Below are 22,468 nucleotides of genomic sequence, written 5' to 3' on the forward strand. Positions count from 1 at the left end.
AGGAGGAGGGACCGATCCGGCAAGGGGGCTCCGATCGAGCGTTGCGGTGGCGCGTTTGGCCTCTCCGACGATGGCCCCGTGGAACCATCGGTCATGCGCTTTCGAACAGACGTTCATCCCAAGACAAGGCAAGAGGTGAAGAGGCGCGAATCGTCGGAAATTTCGGGTGAAGCGGATTGATCAGGATGTTGAACCCCTCGGGGACGATTACCGAGGGGACGCGGAGCAGACAAGTCTCGCCCTGTTCAAGCCAAAGGTCTCCACGACGCCGCGCCGCCGGGCTTTCGGGCGCGTGCCATTGCGGAAGTTGCTCGGGCGTCACGGTCTCGAACGCGAGATCGTCGGGTATTCCGATACGGATGTAGGCGTGGTTTTTCGGCAGCGGGCCGGCATGGAGGTGGGCAAGCACCTCCAGCATCGCGCCGGCGAGGGTATCGCTGGCGTAGATGACCGGGCGGCCCGGCGAGTTCCAGCGCGCCCCGCGTAACGCGGCCCCCGTGCCATCGAAAATGGGGTGCCGACGATCGGCGACGCGAAAAGCGAGCATCGCGCCGATCAGGCCGGATGGCCGTAGAAGATGTCCCAGAGCAGCGCTTCCACCCGCCGGGCGCCGATCTCCGACATCGCCACGTCCAGGGGCGTGCGCCCTTCGAGCATCGGATTCCCGCCGAGCAGGAAACGGCGCGCCGCCGCCTCGTCGTCCCAGACGAACTCCGCTGTGGCCACAACCCGCGCAATACGCTCCACCCGGGCGCTCTCCTCCGACGTCAGTCGCTCCTTGCGCCGCTTGTAGCTGGCCTCCGGAATGAGGCGATAGATGAACTCGCGGGTGATCTCCCGATCACCGCTGAACAGGTGGCGCCCCACCTCCCTCACGGAGCGCTTGGGGAGGCCATGCTCCACCTCTCGCGCCAGCTCGCCCAAGGTACCGACGGCGTGCTGGAACACCTCCGCGCCGCCCATTACGTCAGCAATGCGTTCCGCTTGGATCACGAGTAGCGCCTCACATCATGGATCAGTTGATCCGATTTTCTCCCTCACCTGATGATTTGGCAAGTGGGGCGCATGGACGACGCCGTGCGGTTGTTTCCCGCCGGCATATCGAAGGGCTGTAGCTGTATGGTGGCTGTCCTGGCCCGTAGAGAGGCTGGGATTGTGCCCGACGGCGAACACCGGTGCCGATGCCCCACGTGGCGGGGGAGGTGAACCGGGCGCTGCACGGATGGGCCAATTACTTCCACTACCGCAACTGCACGAAGTGACCCGCTCCTTGGAAGGACGAGCCCGAAGCCATGAACCCGATGGGTGACTGGTGCAGATTAGCGTGTTGAGGCCGCAACCGACCTTAGGGCCCGCGAAAGAATAACTCCCTGTTTTGGGACGCCGATCCGCGCCCCCCCGGCGGCGTTGCGCAAAGGGTTGCATACAACGAGTATGCGCCCCTTTGCGCGCCTTGCCGGAGGGACGTCTCAACGCCCCAAAACAGGGAGTTATTCTTTCGCGGGCCCTAAACGAAAACCCGAGTGCCCGATCAGTCGCGTCATTGGCCGACAACGAAGCCGCGGATATCACTGTAAACCTCGCTCCCGTCCGCGGCCCGCTCCGCCACCCGCCAATAGACCCGCGCCTGCTCGCGCGCCATCCGCTGCGCGAACGCCCGCCACGTATCCGTCGCCGGCCTCAACTCCGTCAGGGCACCCCAGCCGCTCGCCGGGATCGTATAGATATCCGACAGCACCCCATCCACCAGCCACGCGAACTGAAACCGGAAGAGCGAATCCTCCGCCCCCTCCCAACGGAATGTCGGCGTATCGTCCGCCGAAAGCACCGCACCGTTGGCGGGGGCCCCCAAGGAGAGAAGGGTGGGAGCCGGGGTCAGGATCTCGGCCGGAACCGCAGTCGGAGTGGGAGTCGGGGTCGGGGTCGGATTGGAGATCACAGCAGCCGGCGCCCACTCGTGGGCACCGATATCCACCTGCCCGTTGACGATACGCGACGCATAAACGGCATCGTAAGGGAGGCTCTCGCCGGTATCACCATCGCCATCCTGGTCGAACCGATCATTGGGAATCGCCCCGTTCGAGCCCCGATCAATCACATCCGAACCCGCTTGCGGACTGAAGTCCCCGTTCGCGGCATCGGTGAAGAGAGGGCTCCCCGAAAGGTCAAGGCCGGAATCGATTCGCCCCTGATCGTCGTCACCCAGATCACCGTCGAGCAGATTCCCGTCGATCACCACGTTGCGCGTGGAGGCGGGGTAGTCGGAGATCTGATAGCCACCGTTACCGACGGCGATGTTGTTGCGAATCGCCAGACCGTCCACATAGGGGTTCTCAACGGTGATCGCGCCATACCACCCCAACGCCACGCTGTTGGCGACCAGGGTGTTGTTGAAGATGCTGATCGCCTCCAGCGGCTCGGAACCGGAGAAACTCGACTCATCGGCGAGCATGATCGCGCCCCGCCGGTTGTCATTGATGACGTTGTTGTAGATCCGAATATCGCGCAAGACCCCACCGCGCTCCGAGCCGATATAGACGCCGAAGGTGTCGATGTCGTGAACCCAGTTGGCGTAGAGATCGATGTTCTCGGTCAACTGATCCCAGGCGTCCAGATAGATGCCGGGTGCGTCCGTGTTGAGATCCCAAACCTCGTTGTGGTGAATGGAGCCGTTCCTGGAACCCTGCTTGACGTCGATTCCCTCACCGCCGTGACTCCCCACCTGACGGTTGTGGACCCGGTTGTTCCTCACCTCGAACCCGTCGACGCCCGAAACGGTGATCATCTCATTGGGACCACGACGATTGGTATCCTCCACGTCATTCCCATCGATGGTGATATCGGCACAGGGCGCCCCCGCCATGGCCGATTTGGTAAAGACCTGAATACCCGACGAGTCGGTGTGGTGAACATGGTTGCCGTCGATCACGATGTGGCGGGCGTTTTCAACATAGATACCGATCCCTTCGTTACCGTCATCGACATTGCGCACGGTCAGGCCGGAGATGCGGATGTATTCCTTGTCGCGAATACTCACCAGACCGTTAACGGACGGTGTGCGATTACCCCCATCAAGGATCGGCGTCTCGTCAGCATAGGCGGCGAAGGTGATGTAGCCCTGCTCGGCGTTGCCGGAGTTTTGAGGTGCCAGCTCACGGACGGAGGGGTGCAGGTAGAGCGGATAGACCCCGCCGCGAATGTAGGCGGTATCACCGGCCACCAGGGTCTCTGCGGCCCGCTGCACCGTCGCCCACGGGCTGCTCGGAGAGAGCCCGTCGTGCAGGTCATCGCCCGTGGCCCCATCGATATAGTAGGTCTCGGCCTGAGCGTTCAGGCCGGTGAGCAGTAGGACCAGGAGGTATTTTTTCATCGTGGCATCCGTGTTCGAGCAGTTGAAACCGTAATTCTTACGCGGAGGGGAGAGTGGATAGGATCGACAGGATAGACGCTTTATTCAACGCCCGGACCCGACCGCGCGGCCAACGGCATCGGGTAGCCGACTGATCGCCCACCCCAGCAGCAACCTCGCCGACTTCTACCGCGAGATGGGCGACCTGTTCGGCGTCGAATTGCGTCCCCACAATCGCTGGGGCGGCTTCAAGGCGCTACGCCAACGTTGGACGGCCCACCTCGAAGGGGCCCTGCTGCGGCCGGTGCTGTTGATCGACGAGGCCCAGGAGATGCACCCCGCGGTGCTCAACGAGCTGCGCCTGCTCACCAGTACCGAGTTCGACTCCCGCTCCCTGCTCAGCGTCATCCTCGCCGGCGACGCCCGCCTGCTCCACAAGCTACGTCACGACGACCTGCTCCCGCTGGGCTCGCGCATCCGCACCCGACTGGCAATGGAGTATGCCGACCGTGAGGTACTGATGGCCTGCCTCCAGCACCTCACTCAATGCGCCGGCAACGCCCGCCTGATGACCCCCGAACTGATGCGCGCGCTGTGCGATCACGCCGTCGGCAACTTCCGCGTACTCACCACGCTGGCCGCCGAGCTGCTCACCGTTGCCGCCGAACGGGAACTCACCGTGCTCGACGAGAAGCTCTACCTCGAGGTATTTGCCACCACCCCCACCAAGGAGCGAAAACGCGCATGAAGACGCCAACCTCTCCCGTTCATCCCACCCCCTGGCTCCATAGCGCTCATCAGGAGCTCTCCGACCAGGCCACCATCGAGATTCTGGATTTCCTCTACGAACTGACCACCGCCTTTGAAAATCGCTACTTCGCCCAGTTGCGGCGCGCCGAACAAGCGCGGGAACGAAAACCCTGGGAGACCGCCGACGGTCGCCGGGGAAAAGCCCGAGAGTAGCCTGCACTACCCAAGCCTCAGGCATGAACGCCGGGGGCCGCTTCCCAGGCTCTAACCGTCCATCAAATAACGCGGATTAAGGGCCATCAATTTGCGTGAACGCTCTCACCGGAATTCCTTTTGGCGCCACCATACCGGCGTCGTCCAGGGCGGACCGCGCATATTGAAGCCCGGTACGAGTAACGCGGTAAAAACGCTTACGGGGCCGCCCCGCTTCGCTGGGATCGACATCTTCCCAGCGGCTCTCCAGCCACCCCGCCTTCTCCAGGCGGATCAAGATCGGATACAGGGTGCCGGAAGAGAGCTTACTCTCCTTGCGCAAATCGGGACCGGCGACATATTCATTCGGATTGACCATCAGCACCCGCAGCAACTTGAGGGTCTGAAGGGTCATTCGGGGTTCGTTGCCTGCCATCTCATCCACCTCCACCGAAATTCTACATAGGATCACTCGAAAGTCTACATAGGGTTCCTCGCCTGTCAAGAAGCTCGTTGTAGCGATCGGGATTAGAACCCCCGTGGGGACGCCACGCCGTTATAACGACTACAATCCCCTCAATTAACCCAATTGAGGTAATCACCATGCTCCGCGAAACCCCCGCCATGACCGTTCGTAACAACCTCGGCGAACTGCTCAACGAGGTACAGTATCGCCACGACTCGGTACTCATCACCAAGGGGGGCAAGCCGGTGGCGGCGCTCGTGAACGTAGAGATGTTCCAGCGCATCCGCGCCATGGAGGGGGAGTTCAACCGACTCACCGACCGACTGGCGACGGCCTACTCCGGCGTGGACGAAACGGAGGCCCAAGCGGAGATCGCCGAGGCGCTGGCGGCGGCCCGCGACCGGTGAGGGTGGTCCTCGACACCAATGTGCTGATATCCGGCCTGATGCTGCCGTCGAGTCTCCCCGGCCGGATCGTCAAGGCGTGGCGGGCGGGCGCCTTCGATCTGGTGCTCAGTGAGCCGATGCTGGAGGAGATCGGCCGGGTGCTCGCCTATCAAAAAATCCGCAAACGGCTCGACTGGGGAGAAGAAGAAATCAGCAATTTTCTGCTGTTGCTCCACTTCAAGGCCGAAATGGTGGCAATCGACGGAGTCACCGCGACCGTCCCCGACGACGAGGCCGACACGCCGGTACTGGCCGCCCTGATCGCCGGCGGCGAACTACTGGTCAGCGGCGATAGCGACCTGCTGGCCCTCCGCGAGGACTACCCGATCCTCACCCCCGCGGAATTCGCGCAACGACTCTGATAGGGCTTTGGACATCCACATCCAAAACACCCGTTGCTCGCTCAATTCCCAATCGGGCAAGGACTGTAAGGTGACGTCGCGACGCCATCGCCGGCTGACGGGGTATCGCGGCCTTCGCCCCGCGGCCTCCGCTTGCGTCGGCGCGGTAGCGCCAACCTACAAAACCACGAACCTCTCCCGGCGGCGTAGAAAATCGCCGACCAACGAATGATGCAAATTCAACCACTTACGCCGGTTTGTCCCAGCCATCCCAAGCCCTGTCAAAACGTCGTTGAGCGAGGCGCGGGGTCAGGTCTTGAACGTTGCATCAAGCCGTTCAGGCCTCGCTCTCCGACCCACCTCCTCCAGGCCGACGGATCCATCACTGCCTGAGCCCATATATTTACCAGACGTTCTCGTCGCCTGTCAGCGGATTAAGGAAACTCACGCCTCCCAAGGAGCGGCCGTTCTGGAAATCCTCGCTCAATAGCACCGTTACCCCGGCGGGACGCAGAGTTGCCCACAGCATGGCGTCCCAGAAGGAGAGTCCGTGATCCGTGACCGCGGTAACGGCGTGGTTCAAGGTGTCCGCGCGCGGCGTGATGACGGTGAACAACTGCTGCCAATCCTCGATCTGCGCGACGGCCGCGTCGAGGGGCATCTTTCCCTTTCGGGTGACGGTGTGGAAAAACTCGGCCAACACCTGTTGGGCCAGTAGGCAATCGTGGTCGATGGCCTGATCGACGATTTCGGCGGCACGGAGGTGACGACCACCGGCGTCACGGTCGATGGCATAGACCAAGAGGTTGGTGTCGAGGCTGTAGCGCTCAGCGCTCATGGGCTGCGTCGCGGTCGAACCTGGTACCGCCGAGGGGATAGCCGTTCTTCATCCGCTCCCTGGAGCGCTCCCGGGCCTCGACCTGGGCGGGAGAGAGGCTCTTCTCGGCGGGGATCGGCATCAGCCGGGCAACCGGCACGCCTCGCTTGGTAATGACCACTTCGTCGCCCCGTTCCACGGCATCGATGTAGCGTGAAAGGTGCTGATTGGCTTCCCGGAGGGTGATCTGCTGTTCCATGGCGTTCCGCGGCCTTCTCGAATGACTCAGCCGGAAATGTAGTACATCCTACGAAGCAACACCAGCGGGAGCACCTCACTGGCCCGGTGAGGCGGATCTTGAAGGTTGTATGGAGTTGCCGGAGGTGGAGGATCGCACGGTGATGGAGCGCTGGGGCCGCTTGGTGGCGGCGACTCAATGGGAAGGCGAAACTATCGCAACCGCCCCATCAACATGGAACGGCTGGGGCGGGGGCCGCACGACTTCCACTACCGGCTCAACAACGCCAGCGGCGTTCTGACAGGGTATCGCGGCCTTCGCCCCGCTGCCTCCGTTTGCGTCGGCGCGGTAGCGCCAACCTACAACACCCCCTCCTCGAATTCCCCGTCCGGCATCTCATCGCTCTCCTCAAGCTGCGTGTCGATCACCGCAGCCAGCTCGCCCACGGTGCCACTCTCCAGCATCACGCGAACCGGCAGGCGCACCCCGGTAGCCTCGTCGATGGCGGCGATCGCCTGCATCGCCAGCAGGGAGTCGCCGCCCACGGCGAAGAAGGCGTCGTCGACGCCGAACTGGTCGTGGCCGAGCACCTTGGCCCAGGCGGCGTGAATGCGCAGCTCGGTGGCAGTGGCCGGGGCGACGGCGGCCCCGCTGCGGCCGGCGCTGCCGGCCAGCGCCTCCGCCTCCGCCGCCAACGTCTGGCGGTCCACCTTGCCGTTGGCGGTGAGCGGCAGGGCCTGCCAGGGGAGCAGCAGGGGCGGCACCATGTGCTCCGGCAGGCGTGCCGTCAGGTGCGCTTCGAGACGCTGCGGGGTGAAACGAAGCACGCCGTCGGGGGCGCGGCCGAGGATCAGGTGGAGGCCGATCTCGTCGCCGCACGGGAGGCTCGCGGTGGCGGTGAAGCCCGCACCCGTCATCGCCCGCTCCCAGGAGATCGCTGAGAGAAGCGGCAGGTTGCTCTCCAAGCGCTCATCCTCGTAGGCGCTGAAGCCCTCGATGAAACCCACCGTGGTCATGTTGAGGCGGCTGTTGTGGGTCCCCTCCAGGAGCAGCAGTTGCCCGCCCGGGGCGAGCAGGTTGCGCAGATAACCGAGGGAGCGGCCGACGTGGCGCGCGTCGTGGAGCACGTTGGAGGCGACCACCGCGTGGTAGTCGTGAGCCGCATACCCCTGATGCAGCGGGTCGCGATCCACGTCGAGCAGTCCGAAGCTCAGATAGGGGTAGGCCGCGAAACATTCCCGCGCCCGCTCCAGGAAGAAGGTGGAGAGGTCGGTGTAGTGGTATTCGACCCCCTCTCGCGGCAGCGCCGGCAGCAGGCTCGCGGTGGTGCCGCCCGTGCCGGCGCCCACCTCCAGGATGCGTAGCGGCCCCTCTCCCGTCCCCCGGCGCGCGGCGACGAAGGCGGCGAGGGCCGCCGCCGCCAAACCGTTCTGGAAGCGAGAGGCGGGGTTGAGGTGATAGAGGCTGTCCGCCCGTTCGGTCTCGCCGCCGGGGAAGAGCAGTTCCAGGGGATCGGCCGCGCCGCGCAACAACGGCAGGTGGCTCGTCAGGGCGCGGTCGAAGTAGTCCAGCGCCGGGGCCGTCTCGGGCCAGCGTGCCAGCGCCGCGGCCACGCGCTCGCGCGGCTCCTCCAGCGACAGCGCCGGCAGCGGCGCCGGGGCGACGAAGCCCTCGCCGTCGCGCACCAACAGCCCCTCCTCGGCGAGTGCCGCCAGCCACTGCCCCACCAGCTTGGTGTAGCGCTCCTGCAATCCGTGGGTTGCCACGATCCCCGCTGCCGCGTGGCGCTCGCCTACACTCTGGAACAGCCCCAACTCCCACAGCGTCCGGCACAGCGCGGCCGTCGCCAGCCGCTCCATCTCCGCCCTGACGACGACCAACGCCTCGCGCTCGTCGGCGGGCAGCGCACCCTCTGCTGCACGGCCGGCGCTCAGGGCGGTGTTCCACCACCCTTCCGCAAGCGCCTCGTCCACCGCCTCGCGCTCCACCGGCGCGCCGCTCGCCGCCTCCGCCACCACCACATGACCCACCAGCCGCCGCGCGCCCCGCGCCGGACCCACCGCGGTCACCGCCGCCCGCGACACCCCGGGGTGCGCCTCCAGCGCCGCCTCGATCTCCCCCAACTCCACCCGGTAGCCGTTGATCTTCACCTGGAAGTCGACCCGGCCGAGCAGCTCGATGTTGCCGTCGGCCAGTCGCCGCCCCAGGTCCCCGGTGCGGTAGAGCCGCTCGCCGTCGCGGCTGACGAAGGCGGCGGCGGTGCGCTCGGCGTCCCGCCAGTAGCCCAGCGCCACCCCGGCGCCGCCGATGTACAGCTCACCCGGCACGTGCAAGGGGCGCTCCGCGCCATCGGGGCCAAGGACATGGATGGTTTGGTTGGTCAGGGGACGACCGTAGGGGATGCTGCTCCAACTGGGATCGACGGCGTCGATCTCGTGGAAGATGGACCAGACGGCCCCCTCGGTGGCGCCGCCGAGGCCGATCACCCGCGCCGCCGGCCACAGCGCGCGGATGCGTCCGGGCAGGGTGGTGGGGATCCAGTCGCCACTCAGCAGCACCAGGCGCAGCGCGGCGGGGGGTGCCCCGCCCTGGCGCTCCAGGTGGTCCACCAGCAGCTCCATCAGCGCCGGCACGGTGTTCCAGACGGTGACCCGGTGGACCGCCAGCAACTCGACCCAGCGCTGCGGCTCGCGCGCCGCCGCCTCGGTCACGGTGACCACCGCACCGCCGGCCGCCAGCGTACCGAAGAGGTCGTAGACCGAGAGGTCAAAGCTCAGCGCCGAAAGGGCGATAACCCGGTCTCGCACCTCCAGGCCGAAGCGGGCGTTGACGTCGAGCAGGGTGTTGACCGCCGCGCGGTGGGCGATCATCACTCCCTTGGGCTCGCCGGTGGAGCCGGAGGTATAGATGAGGTAGGCCAGACCGTCGGAGGAGAGTTCGACCGGCTCGGGAAGCGGCTCGTGCTCGATCGCCCGCGGCAGGCTCAGCGGGGTGATCCCTTTGGGCCAGGCCACATCCTCCGCCCCGGCTTCGCAGAAGGCCAACCGCACCCCGGCGCGCCCCAGCAACTGGCGGCGCCGCGCCTCCGGCAGTCCGGAGTCCACCGGCACGTAGGCGGCCCCGGAGAGCATCACGCCGAGGGTCGCCACCACCTGGCCCCAGCCCCGCTCCAGACTCACCGCCACCGGCTCGCCGGGCTCGATCCCGGCGGCGCGCACGGCACCGGCCACCCGTTCCGCCTGCTCGACCAATTCACCGTAGGTCAGCGTCCGCTCGGCGTCGATCACCGCCGTCGCCTCCGGGGTGCGCGCCGCCCGGGCCAGCACCAGCCCCGGCAGGGTCGCCTCGCTCGACAGCCCCGCGGTAGCGTTGGCCGCCGCCGCGACCGCCCGATCCGCCTCCGGGGTGAGCGGCGCCGAGGGTTCGCTCCACGCCCGCTCGTCCTCCGCCAGCCGCTCCAGCAGCCCCCGATAGGCGCCGAACATCGCCTCCAGCAACCCCGCCGGGAAGAGTTCCGCCACCGCGTTCCAACCGAACAGCAGGGCGCCTCCCTCCTCGCGCACCCCGGCGTCGAGCCACACCTGGGGGGTCTGGGTGAGGCTGTAGGCGAGTTCGCCGAAGGGGATGAAGCGCCCCCGCGTCTCCCCGTTCCCTTCCCCCAACGGCAGGGTGGAGGTGAAGACCACCGGCATGCGGGCGGTGGCGCCCCGGGCGCGGGAGAGTTCGCGCATCACCTCGACGCCACTGAAGGCGCGATGGTCGAGGTCGGACCACAACCGCTCCTGCAGCGCCCGTGCCCGCTCGGCGAAGCGCACGCTCACCGCGGCGTCCACCTCCAGCAGGTTGAGCGAGGTGAAGTCGCCGACGATCCGCTCCACCTCCGGGTGCAGCGGCAGGCGCTGGAACAGGGTCAGGTTGAGGGTGAAGTGTGGCGCCGCGCTCCACGCCGCCAGCACGTCGGCGAAGGCGGTCATCAGCGCCGCCGAGGGGGTGAGGCCGCGGCCACGGGCGCGGCGCTGGAAGCGGGCCCACGTCGCGGGCTCCAGACGCCCGCCCCATCCCTGGAAACGGGGCGCAGCGATCTGCGCCGCCTCCGCCACGGTGGGCAGCTGCGGCGCCGGGGGCAGCTCCGCCACCCGCGCCACCCAATAGTCGCGGGCGCGGGCGTAGAGCGGCCCGTCGCGTAGCGCCGCCTCGGCCAGCACGTAGTCGCGGAAGGTGAGGGCCAGCGGCGGCAGTTCGGCATCGGGGGCATCGTAGAGGCGGCGCCACTCGGCGAAGAGCAGCGAGAGGCTCCAGGCGTCGGCGATCAGGGCGTCGATGCTGAAGAGGAGGCGCAGCTGGGCGGCGTCGAGTCGGACGGCGCGGATCTCGAACAGGGGCCACTGATCGCCGGCGACCACGCGGTGGGAGAGTTCGTCGCGCATCGCGGTGAGTGCGGCGCGGCGTGCGCCCTCCTCCTCCGCCGTCAGGTCGGTTACCGCGATGCGATAGGCGGGGACCGCCTCCAGCACCCGCTGCCGTCCATCTTCCCCCACCACCGCGCGTAGCATCGGGTGGCGCGCGACCAGGCGGTTCCAGGTCGTCTCCAGGCGTGCCGGGTCGAGATCCGTTGCGTCCATCTCCCCAATATTCATCTCCAGATAGACGTGGGCGGCGACGTTGCCCAGCTCGAAATCCCCCCGCCGTCCCATCCAGTAGGCGTGCTGGATGTCGGTGAGGGGGAACGGGTCATGGCGATGCCGCGGATCGGGGGTGAGAGTCGGCAAGGTGGCGGACGGCGGGGCGCCGGGCGCGCCGTCGCGGGCGTCGATGCGCGCGGCGAGGGCCGCCACGGTGGGCGCGGCGAAGAGTTCGGCAAGGGTGATATCGGCACCCAGTTGCGCGGCGATGCGTGCCACCACCCGCGTAGCCAGCAGCGAGTGGCCGCCCAGGGCGAAGAAGTCCTCGTCGCGGCCCACCTCGCCGATCCCCAGCAGCTCGCTCCAGATGGCCGCCACCGCCCGCTCGTCGGCGCTGCGCGGCGCGCCGCCACGCGCGCCGCCGCGGTCGAGCCCGTCGAGCAGGGCGCGGCGGTCGGGCTTGCCGTTGGCGGTGAGGGGGATGGCGTCGACCGCCACGATGCGGTCGGGGAGCATGAAGGCGGGCAGCCGCTCGGCGAGCCGGGCGCGCAGGGTCTCGGCCAGGTGGCGCCGCGCCACGCCGCGCAGCGGGGCGTTGGCCGCGGGCCCCTCCGCCGCCCGCCGAGGCCAGGGAATCGCGCCGGGCGGCGGCGGCGCCATGCCCGGCGGCAGGAACACCAAGTCGAGTGCCCCCGCCTCGTCGGCGTGGTGCCAACCCGCCACCAGTTGGCGACCGTGGCGCTCCGCCAGGGCGTGCAACGCCTCCAGGTGCGGAGCGCCGGCCGCCGCCCGTTCGGCGAGGAGGCCGCGCAGGGCGCCGACGGTGGCCGCCGGGGCGTCGCCGTCGAGCCAGGCGAGCAGCTGCTGCTCCTCGGCGAGACGGGCGTTGGGCACGTCGCGCAGCGCGACGGGACCGCTCCCCTCCGCCAGGCGCCGCTCCAACCCCTCCGTTGGCCACGGTTCCCACACCACCGCCAGCGGCTCCGCCGGCTCGCCGCCGCGGCGCAGCACCACGTCGTAGCGGAAGCGGGTCAGCTCGTTGTCGGCGTGGCCGCGCTTGGACCGCACCTCGACGGCAGTCACGTCGCCGCGCCGCGCGGCCAGCTCGGTGAAGAGCGCCGGCGCCACCAGCAGCTCCTCCTCCCGGGCGGCACCGCTCTCCACCGCGGTGCGCCACGCTTCCACCGAGTGGCCGTCCTCAGCGCGGGCGAAGGCCACCGAGGCGTGGAAGGGGCGCAGCAGGGGAAGACTGCGCAGATCGCCGAGGAAGAGGCTGCCGCCGGGCAGCAAGGCGTCGAGGGCGCCGTCGATGACCCGCTCCAGGTAGGTGCGGTCGGGGAAATACTGGCAGACCGAGTTGAGGATCACGGTATCGAAGGCGGGTTCTCCATCCGGTCCGGGCAGCCCGCTCCAGTCGTCGGCCAGACGTTGTTCCAGACGCACCCGCTCCAGTCCGGGGAGACGGCCCTTGAGACGCTCGACCCGCGCCAACGCCCCCTGCGAGTAGTCGGTGCCGAGATAGGTTTCACAGTCGGGCGCCAGCCCGGAGAGCAGCAGGCCGGTGCCGCACCCCACCTCCAACACCCGCCGTGGAGCGAGGGCGCGCAGCGCCGCCAGGGTGGCGTCGCGCCACTCGCCCATCTCCGCCTCGGGGATCGGCGCGCCGCTGTAGCTGCTGTTCCAGCCGGTGAAGTCGAGCAGCGGCGGCTCCGCGTCCGGCCCCTCAACGGAGGCGGGCGCATAGGTCCGCTCGTAGAGGTCGCGCCAGCTCTCGACGAAGCGCGCGGCCTCGGTGCCCTCCTCGCGCTCCCCGACGACGAAGGCGATCAGACTCTTCTCCCCGGCCCCCTCGCCGCGCACCAGCGCCACCGCGTCGCGCACCTCGGGGCAGCCACGCAACGCCCCCTCCACCTCCTCCAGCTCGATGCGGAAGCCGCGCACCTTCACCTGGCTGTCGCGGCGGCCGAGGAATTCGATGGTGCCGTCGGCGCGCCAGCGCGCCAGGTCGCCGGTGCGGTAGAGGGTCTCGCCCGGCCGCAGGGGGTCGGGGAGGAAGCGCTCGGCGGTAAGGTCGGGACGGTTGAGGTAGCCGAGGGCGAGGCCGTCGCCGCCGGCCAGCAGCTCCCCCGCCACGCCGACCGGCACCGGCCGTCCACGGCCGTCGACGATGCGCACGCGGGTGTTGGCGATCGGGCGGCCGATGGGAATGGCGCCCGCGGGCCGGCTGCCGGCGGGCATCACGTGGCAGCAGGTGAAGGTGGTGTTCTCGGTGGGGCCGTAGCCGTTGACCAGTACGCCGCGCTCCCCGCCGCCGATCGCCTGGAGGGCGCGGCGGACATGGTCGGGGGAGAGCACGTCGCCCCCCGCCAACAGTTGGTGCAGGGGCGCTAGGAGCTGCGGCGCCTCGTCCACCACCAGGTGGAAGAGCCCTGCGGTGAGCCACAGGGTGGTCACCCCATGGCTGCGCACCAGCGCCTCCAGGGCGGCGACGGAGACCCGCCCCGGCGGCGCCAGTACCAGCCGGCCGCCGGTGAGTAGCGGTCCCCAGATCTCCAGGGTGGCGGCGTCGAAGGTGGCCGGGGCCATGTGCAGCACCACCTGCTCCGGGTCGAGGCGCACGAAGTCGGTGTTGCAGACCAGGCGCAGCACGGCGCGGTGGGGCACCACCACCCCCTTGGGCTCGCCGGTGGAGCCGGAGGTGTAGAGGACGTAGGCGGGGTCGGTGGGGGCCGGCGTGGGCAGGGCCGCGGGCGGTGCCTCCTGCGGCGGGCGGCCGTCGTCGTCGAGGTGCAGGAGCGTTACACCCAGCCTGCATTTCTCGCCAGCCTCCGTAGCGAGGGCGCCGAGACCCCGCTGTGACGGGGCGCGCGGACCGGAAGGCGACGAAGGCATAGCCGCCCCTATGTTGAGGAGCCTGGAGGGAGCACGCCCCGTCACAGCGGGAGGATCGGCGTCCGCAGTAGGAGGCTGGTGAGAAATGCAGGCTAGTCCCTCCGGCGGCGATGCACCGGCGGCCAGGAGCAGCACCCCGGCACCGCTGTCGGCGAGCAGCCGGCGCAGGCGCGCGGCCGGCCAGGCGGGGTCGAGGGGGAGGTAGGCGCGTCCCGCCTTGAGCGCCGCCAGGGTGGCGATGATCGCCGCCGGGGTGCGCTCCAGGCAGAGCGCCACCGGACCGGCGGGGGCGGCGAGCAGGGCGTGGGCGAGGCGGGTCGAGCGCTGGTCCAGCTCGCGGTAGCTGAGGGCACGCCCCCCCTGCTCCAGCGCCACCGCCTCGCCGCGAGCGGCGACCCGGGCGGCGAACAGCGCGGGGATCGAGGCGTCGCGCGGATAGGGGCGCGGGTTGCTCCCCCACGCCTCCAGCAGGCGGTGGCGCTCCTCCGCGCCGAGCATCTCCAGCGTGCCGATGGGGGCGTCGGCCGCGGCGGCGACGCTGGCCAGCAGCGTCTTGTAGTGGCCGATGATGCGCTCGGCGGTGGCCGCCTCGAAGAGGTCGCTGGCGTAGTAGAGGTAGCCCTCCTGCACCCCGGCGTGGTCCCACAGGTGCAGCTCCAGGTCGAAGCGGGTGGCGCCGACGTGGGCGTCGAGCACCTCGCAGGCGAGATCGGGCAGCGCCAGGGTGTCGCGGCTGGCATTCTGGTAGGCGAAGATCACCTGCACCAGGGGGTGGTGGGCGGGGTCGCGTTCGGGGTGGAGCGCCTCCACCACCTGTTCGAAGGGAACCTCCTGGTGGTCGTGGGCGGCCAGGCTCGCCTCGCGCACCCGCGCCATCAGGGTGGTGAACAGCGGGTCGTCCCCCAGCTCGGTGCGCAGCGCCAAGGTGTTGACGAAGAAGCCCACCAGCGGCTCGACCTCGGGCACGGTGCGATTGGCGATGGGCGAGCCGACCACCAGATCGGTGGCCCCGGTGTAGCGCTCCAGCAGCACCAGCCAGGCGGCGTGCAGCGCCATGAAGGGGGTGCTGCCGGTGGCGCGGCAGAGCCGGTCGAGGCGCTCGCGCAGGGCGGGCTCGATGGTGAAGCGGACCAGCCCGCCGGCATGGCTCGGCTGTGCGGGGCGCGGTCGGTCGGTGGGCAGCGCCAGCAGCGGCGGCGCGCCGGCCAACGACTCCCGCCAGTAGTCGAGCTGGCGTTCGAGGGCAGCGCCGCTCAGCCGTTCGCGCTGCCAGGCGGCGAAGTCGGCGTAGCGGATCGGCAGCTCCGGCAGCGCCGGGACGGCACCGTCGCGCAGGGCGGCGTAGGCCGCGCCCAGCTCGCGCAGCAGCAGCGACAGCGACCAGCCGTCGGCGACGATGTGATGCAGGGTGAGCAGCAGGATGTGGTGGTCGCCGCCGAGCCGAAGCAGCAGGGCGCGGATCGGCAGCTCATTCCCCAGGTCGAAGGGGCGGCGCCCTGCTTCGTAGCCGAGGCGTTGGGCCTCGCCCTCGGCCGCCTCATCGTCCAGCCCGGCGAGGTCGATCCGGGTCAGCGGCGGACGGGCCTCGGCGAGGATCTCCTGGCAGGGGATGCCGTCGCGCTCGAAGAAGCGGGTGCGCAGGGAGTCGTGGCGCGCCACCAGATAGGCCAGCGCGTCTTCCAGGGCGGCGACGTCGAGGGGACCGCGCAGGCGGAAGGCGGTGTGGATGTTGTAGAACGGGCTGTCGGGGGCGAGCCGCGTCTGCAACCACAACCGCCCCTGGGCAAACGACAGCGGCAGCGCGCCGTCGCCCGCCAGCCGCGGGATCGACGCCGCCCCGCCGCCACCGCGCAGGCGGCGCAGCAGCTCCTCACGCTGGGCGGGGGTCAGGTCGGCGAGCCGGCGGGCAAGGTCGTTCATCAGGGAAGCAGCGCCCCGTCGTCAAGGTCGGCGAGGAGCGCCGCCAGCGCCTCGGGCGAGGCCAGGGCGAGGGTCGCGGCGTCGATCTCCGCGGCCAGCCCGGCGACCGTCGGGGCGAGCATCACGGTGGTCACCCGCACCTCGGTGGCGAGCCGCCGGCTGAGGCGCGAGGCGACCTGGGTGGCGTGCAGCGAGTCGCCGCCGAGGGCGAAGAAGTCGTCGTCGATGCCGAAGGCGTCGTGGCCCAGCACCTCGCTCCACACCGCGTGGACGATCCGCTCGCTCTCGCTCCCCGGTTGGCGAGTGGCCGGGCGAGCGGCCGGCCGCTCGCCGGGCGCGGGCGGCGGCGGCAGGGCGTGATGGTCCACCTTGCCCACCGGGCTCAGCGGCAGGCTCTCCAGCGCCACCGCCACCTCCGGGACCATGTAGTCGGGCAAGCGCGCGGCCAGGGCGTCGCGCACCGTGGGCCAGTCACCGCCCTCCCCCGCCACCCAGTAGGCGACCAGGCGGTGGGCGGGGGCTTCCTCGTCAACCACCACCACCGCGTCGCGCACGCCCGGCGCGGCGCGCAGCGCCTGCTCGATCTCCCCCAGCTCGATGCGGAAGCCGCGCAGCTTGATCTGCCGGTCGCGCCGGCCGAGGAAGTGGAGCAGCCCCCCCTCCCCGCGCACGACGATATCGCCGCTGCGGTAGAGGCGGCCGCCGTCGATCCCGGCGGGGACCGGGAAGGGGTTGGCGGCGAAGCGCTCGGCGGTGAGTTCGGGCCGTCCCAGGTAGCCGATCGCCACGCCGTCGCCGCCGGTGAGCAGTTCGCCCGGGATGCCGGGCGGCAGCAGTTGGTCGAAGGGGTCGACCAGATGGACGGTGCTATTCTCGATCGGCCGGCCGATCGGCATCACCCCTGCCGCCAGGTCCGCCGCGGTGACCCGGTGGAGGGTGGTGAAGGTGACGTTCTCGGTGGGGCCGTAGCCGTTGACCAGGGCCGCGTCGGGGGCCATGTGCGCGAGGGCGCGAGCGGCGTGGGCCGGCGACAGCGCCTCGCCGCCGGTGAGCAGCCGGCGCAGCGGCGCCAGCGCCTCGGGGCACTCGTCCGCCACCAGATGGAAAACGCTGGTGGCGAGCATCAGCGCGCTGGCGCGGGTCGCGCGCAGGGTGGCGGCGAGGGTGGCCAGCTCGGGGGGGCCGGGCGGCAGGATCACCAGCGCGGCGCCGTTGAGCAGCGCCCCCCACACCTCCACCATGCAGATGTCGAAGATCACCGCGCCGGCATGCACCACCCGATCCTCCGGGGAGAACTGGCACAGGTTGCCGCTACGCACCAGGCGCACCACCCCGCGGTGGTGGCAGACGACCCCCTTGGGCTGGCCGGTGGTGCCCGAGGTGTAGATCACGTAGGCGGGCGACTCCGCCCCCCGCGGCGGCAGCGCGGGCGGCTCGGCGGGCAGGGCGGCCAGCGCATCCTCCACCTTTTCGGGCACCACCACCGCGCGGGCGGTGGCGAGGCGGGCCGCGCCGTGGCGGTCGGTGATCACCGCGGCGGCGTCGCAATCGTCGAGGATGAAACTTCGGCGTGCCTCGGGCAGGTCGGGCTCCACCGGCACGTAGGCGGCCCCCGCCTTGAGCACCGCCAGGCAGGCGGTCACCTGCTCGACGCCCCGCGGCAACAGCACCGCGACGCAGCGCCCCGTCGCCACACCGCGCCGTTGCAGCAGGTGGGCGAGGCGGTTGGCGCGCGCCTCCAGCCCGGCGTAGTCGACACTGCGGCCGTCGGGGGTGCAGAGCGCCTCGGCGCGGCCGCGGGTGGTCGCCACTTCGCTGAACAGCCGGTCGATGGTCGCCTGGCGCGGATAGGCGGCGACGCGCCCGCCCCAGGACTCCGGCTGAGCGCGCAGTTCCTCCTCGGCCATCAGGCCGAAGGCGGCGTGGGGCGCGTCGGGGTCGTCGGTCAGGGCCGTCAGCGCCCGCTCCATGGCGGCGAGCAGCCGGTCGGCGGCGGCCGACGCGAGGCGCGCCGGGTCGTGGCTGAGGTGCAGGGTCAGCGCCGGCCCCGACTGCACCGCGTGCAGCACCAGCGGCAGGTCGGTCTGCTCGAACGCCTCGCGTTCGAGCAGCTCCGTCCCGGCCAGCGCGGCGACGCGGTCGTAGACGTGGAAATGGACGAAGTTGAACAGCGCCTCGAAGAGCTGCCGCCGGCCGCCGGCGCGCAGGATCTCCGCCAGCGGGTAGCGCCGGTGGGGCAGGTCGGCCTGTTCGAGGTCGAAGCAGCGGCGGCACGCCGCGGCCCAGCTTGGTTCCGCTCCCAGATCCAGGATGAAGGGCTGGGTGTTGAGAAAGAGGCCGAGGGTACACTCGCTCCCCTCCCGCTCGGGACGGCCGTGGCGGGCGACGCCGATCAGCGGGCGGCGGTCGCCGCACATCGCGCCGAGCACGCGCAGGTAGGTGGTTAGCAACAGGGTGCGCAGGGGCAGGCCGAGGCGTTCGGCCTGCTCCGTGAGGCGCTGTACTAGTCCCGCATCCAGCTCGCGGTGGAGGGTACGCAGCCCCCCTGCGACCGGGACGAGGGGTCGCGGCAGGGTCGTTCCCAGGTGGTCGCCGATCCGTTTCAGCCAGTGGTCGCGGGCCGCGGGGTCGTTGCGCGCCGGCAGCTCGTAGCCGATCACGTAGTCGGCGAAGCGCGGCGGCGGTGGTGCGTCGAAAGCGGCCCCATCAACATCTGATCGGTAGCGTTCTAGCAATTCAGTGACCAGCGCGGCGAGGCTCCAGCCGTCGAGGATGGCGTGGTGGAAGGCGACCACCAGGCGGAAGTCGTCGTCCCGCCCCGGCACCGCGTGGAAGCGGATCAGGGGCGCGCGGGCGGGATCGAAGGGGCGTTCGCGCTGCTCCGCGATGAGTTCGGCCAGGGGCCCGTCCCACGGGTCGCGGGCGACGCTCAGGGGGGACTCGACCCGCGCCACGACGACCTGCATCGGGACCCGGAAGGTGGCGCTGTCGAAGCGGGTACGCAGCACCTCGTGGGCGGCGGTGAGGCCCTCCACCGCGCGCTCCAGGGCGGCGGCGTCGAGGCGTCCGCGCAGGCGGAAGGCGAAGACGTCGTGGTAGGTGCCGGCGGCGGCACCGGCCATGCCGTGGAAGATCATGCCGGCCTGCAGCGAAGTGGCGGGATAGGCGTCGGCGGCATCCGCGGGCAGACGCGAGCGCTCCGCCTCGCCGAGGGCGGCGAACGGGCGGTAGGCCGGCGCCGGGCGCTCGGCCGTGGTCGGCGTGGCCGTCTGGATCACCGCCTGGGCCACCGCCGCCACGCTCTGGCCGCGGAACAGAGCCTCCAGGGAGAGCGCCCAGCCGCGGGCGCGGGCGGCGGCGATCACCGCGATGGAGCGGATGCTGTCGCCGCCGAGGGCGAAGTAGTTGTCGTCGCGCCCCACCCGCGCGACGCCGAGGGCCTCGGCGAAGGCCTCGGCCACGGCGCACTCGGCGGCGCCCTGCGGTGCGGCGTAGGCGGCGTCGGGCGCTGCCCGTGGGGCAGGCAGGGCGCGGCGGTCGAGCTTGCCGCCGGGGGTGCGCGGCAGCGCCTCCAGCACCACGAAGTGCTGGGGCAGCATGTGCGGCGGCAGCCGCCCGGCGAGGCGACCGCGCAGCGCGGCGAGGTCCGGGGCGCCGCCGGCCGCGGGGACCAGATAGGCCACCAGCACTTCGTCGCCCGGCGTCTCCGTATCCGTCATCGGAACCACCGCGACCGCGCTCTCGGCGACCCCAGGGGCGTCGTGCAGCGCCGCCTCGATCTCGCCCGGCTCGATGCGGTAACCGCGCACCTTCAGCTGGGCGTCGCAGCGGCCCAGGTAGTCGAGGTCGCCGTCCGGGCGGCGGCGTGCCAGATCGCCGCTGCGGTAGAGCCGCTCGCCGGGACGGAACGGGTGGGGCACGAAGTGCGCGGCGGTCAGCTCCGGGCGCTCCAGGTAGCCGCCAGCCAGCCCCCCTCCCCCGACGTGGATCTCGCCCGGCATCCCCAACGGCACGGGACGGCCGCGGCGATCGAGCAGGTGCAGCTCCAGGTCGGCCAGCGGGCGGCCGATGTTGCTGCCGCCGGCCGCGATCTCCACTTCGGTCACGCGCTTGAGGGTGACGTGGACGGTGGTCTCGGTGATGCCGTACATGTTGACCAGGGCTATCCCGTGGCGCTCCACCCAGGGGCGGAGCCGGCGCGCCTCCAACGCCTCACCGCCGAAGATCACCCAGCGCAGGGCGGTGAGCCGCCGGCCCGCCGCCGCCACGGCGGCGCTCAGGCGGTGGAAGGCGGAGGGGGTCTGGTTGAGGACGGTGACCCCCTCATTCTCCAGCAGCTCCAGCAGCCGCGCGGGGTCGCGCGCCTGCCACCGGTCCACCAGCAGCAGCCGCCCGCCGTGCAGCAGGGCGCCCCACACCTCCCACACCGAGAAGTCGAAGGCCAGCGAGTGGAACAGGCTCCAGACGTCGTCGGGGCCGAAGTCGAAGGCCTCTTGCGTCGCGGCGAACAGGCGGCTGACGTTGCGGTGACTGACCGGCACCCCCTTGGGGCGGCCGGTGGAGCCGGAGGTATAGATGACGTAGGCGGTGTCATCGGGGGTGGCGCCACCGTCAACGGGGACGCCGTCCGCTTCACCGGCGTCATCGGGCGAGATCAGGGTAGCCCCGGGGAAGTGGTGCGCCTGCTCCGGCGGGGCGACCACCAGGGCGATGCGGGCGTCGTCGCGAATCAGCGCCAGGCGCTCCGCGGGGTAGTCGGGGTCGAGGGGCACGTAGGCGCCGCCCGCCTTGAGGATCGCGAGCAGGCCGACGATCTGCGCCGGAGTTCGGTCGGCGCACAGCCCGACCCGCACACCGGGTCCCACGCCGTGGCCCCGCAGGCGGTTGGCCAGGCCGTCGGCCCGCCGCTCCAGCTCGCCGTAGGTGAGCGACTCGCCGACGCCACTCAGCGCCACTGCGGCGGGCCGCTCGGCGGCGCGGGCGCTGAACACCTGGTGCAGGCAGGGGGCGTCGGGCAAGTGCGGTGCCGGGCAATTGGCCAGAAGCAGATGGCGGTCGAGCGTCTCGGGGGCGGTCAGCGGCAGGTCGCCCAAGGGGGTCTCCGGCGCCGCCAGCGCGCCATCGAGGAGGCAGGCGAAGCTCTCGGCCATGGCGCCGATGGTGGCGCGCTCGAACAGCTCGCGGTCGTATTTCAGCTCACCGGCGAGGCTCTCGCCCAGGTCGGTCAGGTCGAGGGCGAGGTCGAACTGCCCCGCCCCCTGCTCCGGCACCCGCAGGGGGGTGGCCGAAAACCCGCCCCACTCCGTGCGGGCCGCACCGTCGACCGCGAACAGGGTGCGGTTGACGTCCTCCGGGCGGGTCTGATGGAAGGCGAAGGTCGACTGGAACAGCGGGGTCAGCGCCGGATCGCGGGGCAGCCCCAGGCGTTCGACCAGGGTGGCGAAGGGATAGGCCGCGTGATCGAGCGCCTCGTTCACCTCCGCCTTTACCGCCGCGATCAGGGCGGAGAAGGTGATATCGGCATCGAGCCGCACGCGCAGCGCCAACAGGTTGGCATAGTAGCCCACTACCCCGCGGCTGTGCGCATCGCGCCCGCCCCAGGTGGGGGTGCCGACGATCAGCTCATCCTGCCCGCCGTAGCGGTGGAGCAGCGCCAGCCAGGCCGCCATCAGCACGGAAAAAGGGGTCACCAGGGCCGAAGCAGCGAAGGCGCGCAGGCGGGCCGTGGTGGAGACCGGCAGGGTGAACATCACGCTGCCGCCGCGGAAGGCGCGCAGCCGCGGACGCGGCCGGTCGGCGAACGGCAGGGCGAGGGTCGGCAGCGGCCCCGCCAACCGCTCGCGCCAGAAGGCGAGGTCGGCCGCCGCTGCCGCGCCGTCCAGATAGGCCGCCTCCGCCGCAACAAAGGCGGCAAACCCCTCCACGGGGGTCTCCAGACCGGCCGCCGCCGCGTCGCCGCGGTGCGCGAGCAGAACCCCAAGGTCCTCCATCAGCACGCCCACCGACCAGCCGTCGGTGGCGATGTGGTGCATGCTCACCAGCAGCACCGCCTCGGCGGGACCGAGGATGAAGAGATGGACCCGCAGGGGCGGCTCGCGTTCGAGCCGGAAGGGGGCGGCGTTGGCGTCGCGTAGCGCGTCACGCAGGCGCGCATACTCCCGGGCGGCGGCATCGGTGACGGTGAAGGGGATCCGCGCCGCGGCCCCCGCCCGTTGCAGCGGGCGCCCGTCGGGCGTCACCTCGATCAACAACCGGGTCATGGGGTGACGCCGGGCGAGGGCCTGCACGGCGCGATCGACCACCGCCGGCTCGACGCCTCCGTGCAGGCGAACCGCCCACGCCGGATGGTAGGCGGCGCCGGCAGGCGCATAGCCGTGCAGCCACCAGAGCGCCCGCTGGTTGGCGGAGAGCGAAAAGGGAGCGCCCTCCATCGAG

At 70.5% G+C, this 22,468-nt stretch carries 12 protein-coding genes and 1 pseudogene; 5 read left to right on the plus strand and 8 right to left on the minus strand.

Annotated features, from left to right (window positions below):
* Window positions 1–91: 91 nt before the first annotated feature.
* Both ACYQ2W_RS03760 and ACYQ2W_RS03765 read right to left on the minus strand, forming a co-directional pair.
* Window positions 92–547 (minus strand): RES family NAD+ phosphorylase, encoded by a 456-nt coding sequence (locus ACYQ2W_RS03760; RefSeq protein ID WP_459863367.1) that lies wholly within the window; start codon window positions 545–547, stop codon window positions 92–94.
* Window positions 548–555: 8 nt separating this feature from the next.
* The gene (locus ACYQ2W_RS03765; RefSeq protein ID WP_459863369.1) at window positions 556–993 is read right to left on the minus strand and encodes an antitoxin Xre/MbcA/ParS toxin-binding domain-containing protein; all 438 of its coding nucleotides are present in this window, start codon (window positions 991–993) and stop codon (window positions 556–558) included.
* 179 nt (window positions 994–1,172) lie between these two features.
* Here ACYQ2W_RS03765 and ACYQ2W_RS03770 point away from each other — a divergent pair.
* A pseudogene (locus ACYQ2W_RS03770) lies at window positions 1,173–1,262 on the plus strand (group II intron maturase-specific domain-containing protein); the annotation flags it as partial.
* Window positions 1,263–1,540: 278 nt separating this feature from the next.
* Here ACYQ2W_RS03770 and ACYQ2W_RS03775 read toward each other — a convergent pair.
* Window positions 1,541–3,370: a right-handed parallel beta-helix repeat-containing protein gene (locus ACYQ2W_RS03775; protein WP_459863371.1), complete on the minus strand. Its 1,830-nt coding sequence runs from the start codon at window positions 3,368–3,370 to the stop codon at window positions 1,541–1,543.
* 133 nt (window positions 3,371–3,503) lie between these two features.
* Between ACYQ2W_RS03775 and ACYQ2W_RS03780 the strand changes: the two genes are divergently transcribed.
* Together ACYQ2W_RS03780 and ACYQ2W_RS03785 are read left to right on the plus strand one after the other, a co-directional pair.
* Window positions 3,504–4,097, plus strand: coding sequence for an ExeA family protein (locus tag ACYQ2W_RS03780; RefSeq protein WP_459863477.1), 594 nt, complete (start codon window positions 3,504–3,506; stop codon window positions 4,095–4,097).
* Window positions 4,094–4,312, plus strand: a complete 219-nt coding sequence (locus ACYQ2W_RS03785) for a hypothetical protein (RefSeq protein ID WP_459863373.1) — start codon at window positions 4,094–4,096, stop codon at window positions 4,310–4,312. Before ACYQ2W_RS03780 ends, ACYQ2W_RS03785 begins: the two co-directional genes overlap by 4 nt.
* Before the next feature lie 76 nt (window positions 4,313–4,388).
* Here the strand turns inward: ACYQ2W_RS03785 and ACYQ2W_RS03790 are convergent, their stop codons facing one another.
* Window positions 4,389–4,706, minus strand: a complete 318-nt coding sequence (locus ACYQ2W_RS03790; RefSeq protein WP_459863375.1) for a PadR family transcriptional regulator — start codon at window positions 4,704–4,706, stop codon at window positions 4,389–4,391.
* Between the two features lie 188 nt (window positions 4,707–4,894).
* On the opposite strand from ACYQ2W_RS03790, the gene ACYQ2W_RS03795 reads away from it, so the two are divergent.
* Together ACYQ2W_RS03795 and ACYQ2W_RS03800 are read left to right on the plus strand one after the other, a co-directional pair.
* Window positions 4,895–5,164 (plus strand): type II toxin-antitoxin system Phd/YefM family antitoxin, encoded by a 270-nt coding sequence (locus tag ACYQ2W_RS03795; RefSeq protein WP_459863377.1) that lies wholly within the window; start codon window positions 4,895–4,897, stop codon window positions 5,162–5,164.
* A 2-nt stretch (window positions 5,165–5,166) separates the two neighbouring features.
* On the plus strand, window positions 5,167–5,565 hold the full coding sequence (locus ACYQ2W_RS03800; RefSeq protein WP_459863379.1) for a putative toxin-antitoxin system toxin component, PIN family: 399 nt from the start codon (window positions 5,167–5,169) through the stop codon (window positions 5,563–5,565).
* A 382-nt stretch (window positions 5,566–5,947) separates the two neighbouring features.
* Here the strand turns inward: ACYQ2W_RS03800 and ACYQ2W_RS03805 are convergent, their stop codons facing one another.
* From ACYQ2W_RS03805 to ACYQ2W_RS03820, 4 genes are all read right to left on the minus strand, one after another.
* Window positions 5,948–6,382 carry a PIN domain-containing protein gene (locus ACYQ2W_RS03805; protein WP_459863381.1) on the minus strand — a complete coding sequence of 145 codons (435 nt, stop codon included), beginning with the start codon at window positions 6,380–6,382 and terminating at the stop codon, window positions 5,948–5,950.
* Window positions 6,372–6,620, minus strand: a complete 249-nt coding sequence (locus tag ACYQ2W_RS03810) for a type II toxin-antitoxin system Phd/YefM family antitoxin (RefSeq protein ID WP_459863383.1) — start codon at window positions 6,618–6,620, stop codon at window positions 6,372–6,374. The genes ACYQ2W_RS03805 and ACYQ2W_RS03810 overlap by 11 nt, the downstream gene beginning before the upstream one ends.
* A 338-nt stretch (window positions 6,621–6,958) precedes the next feature.
* Window positions 6,959–16,033: an amino acid adenylation domain-containing protein gene (locus ACYQ2W_RS03815; protein WP_459863386.1), complete on the minus strand. Its 9,075-nt coding sequence runs from the start codon at window positions 16,031–16,033 to the stop codon at window positions 6,959–6,961.
* The gene (locus tag ACYQ2W_RS03820) at window positions 16,033–22,464 is read right to left on the minus strand and encodes an amino acid adenylation domain-containing protein (protein ID WP_459863388.1); all 6,432 of its coding nucleotides are present in this window, start codon (window positions 22,462–22,464) and stop codon (window positions 16,033–16,035) included. The genes ACYQ2W_RS03815 and ACYQ2W_RS03820 overlap by 1 nt, the downstream gene beginning before the upstream one ends.
* Window positions 22,465–22,468: the final 4 nt, after the last annotated feature.

Source organism: Endothiovibrio diazotrophicus, assembly GCF_054657215.1.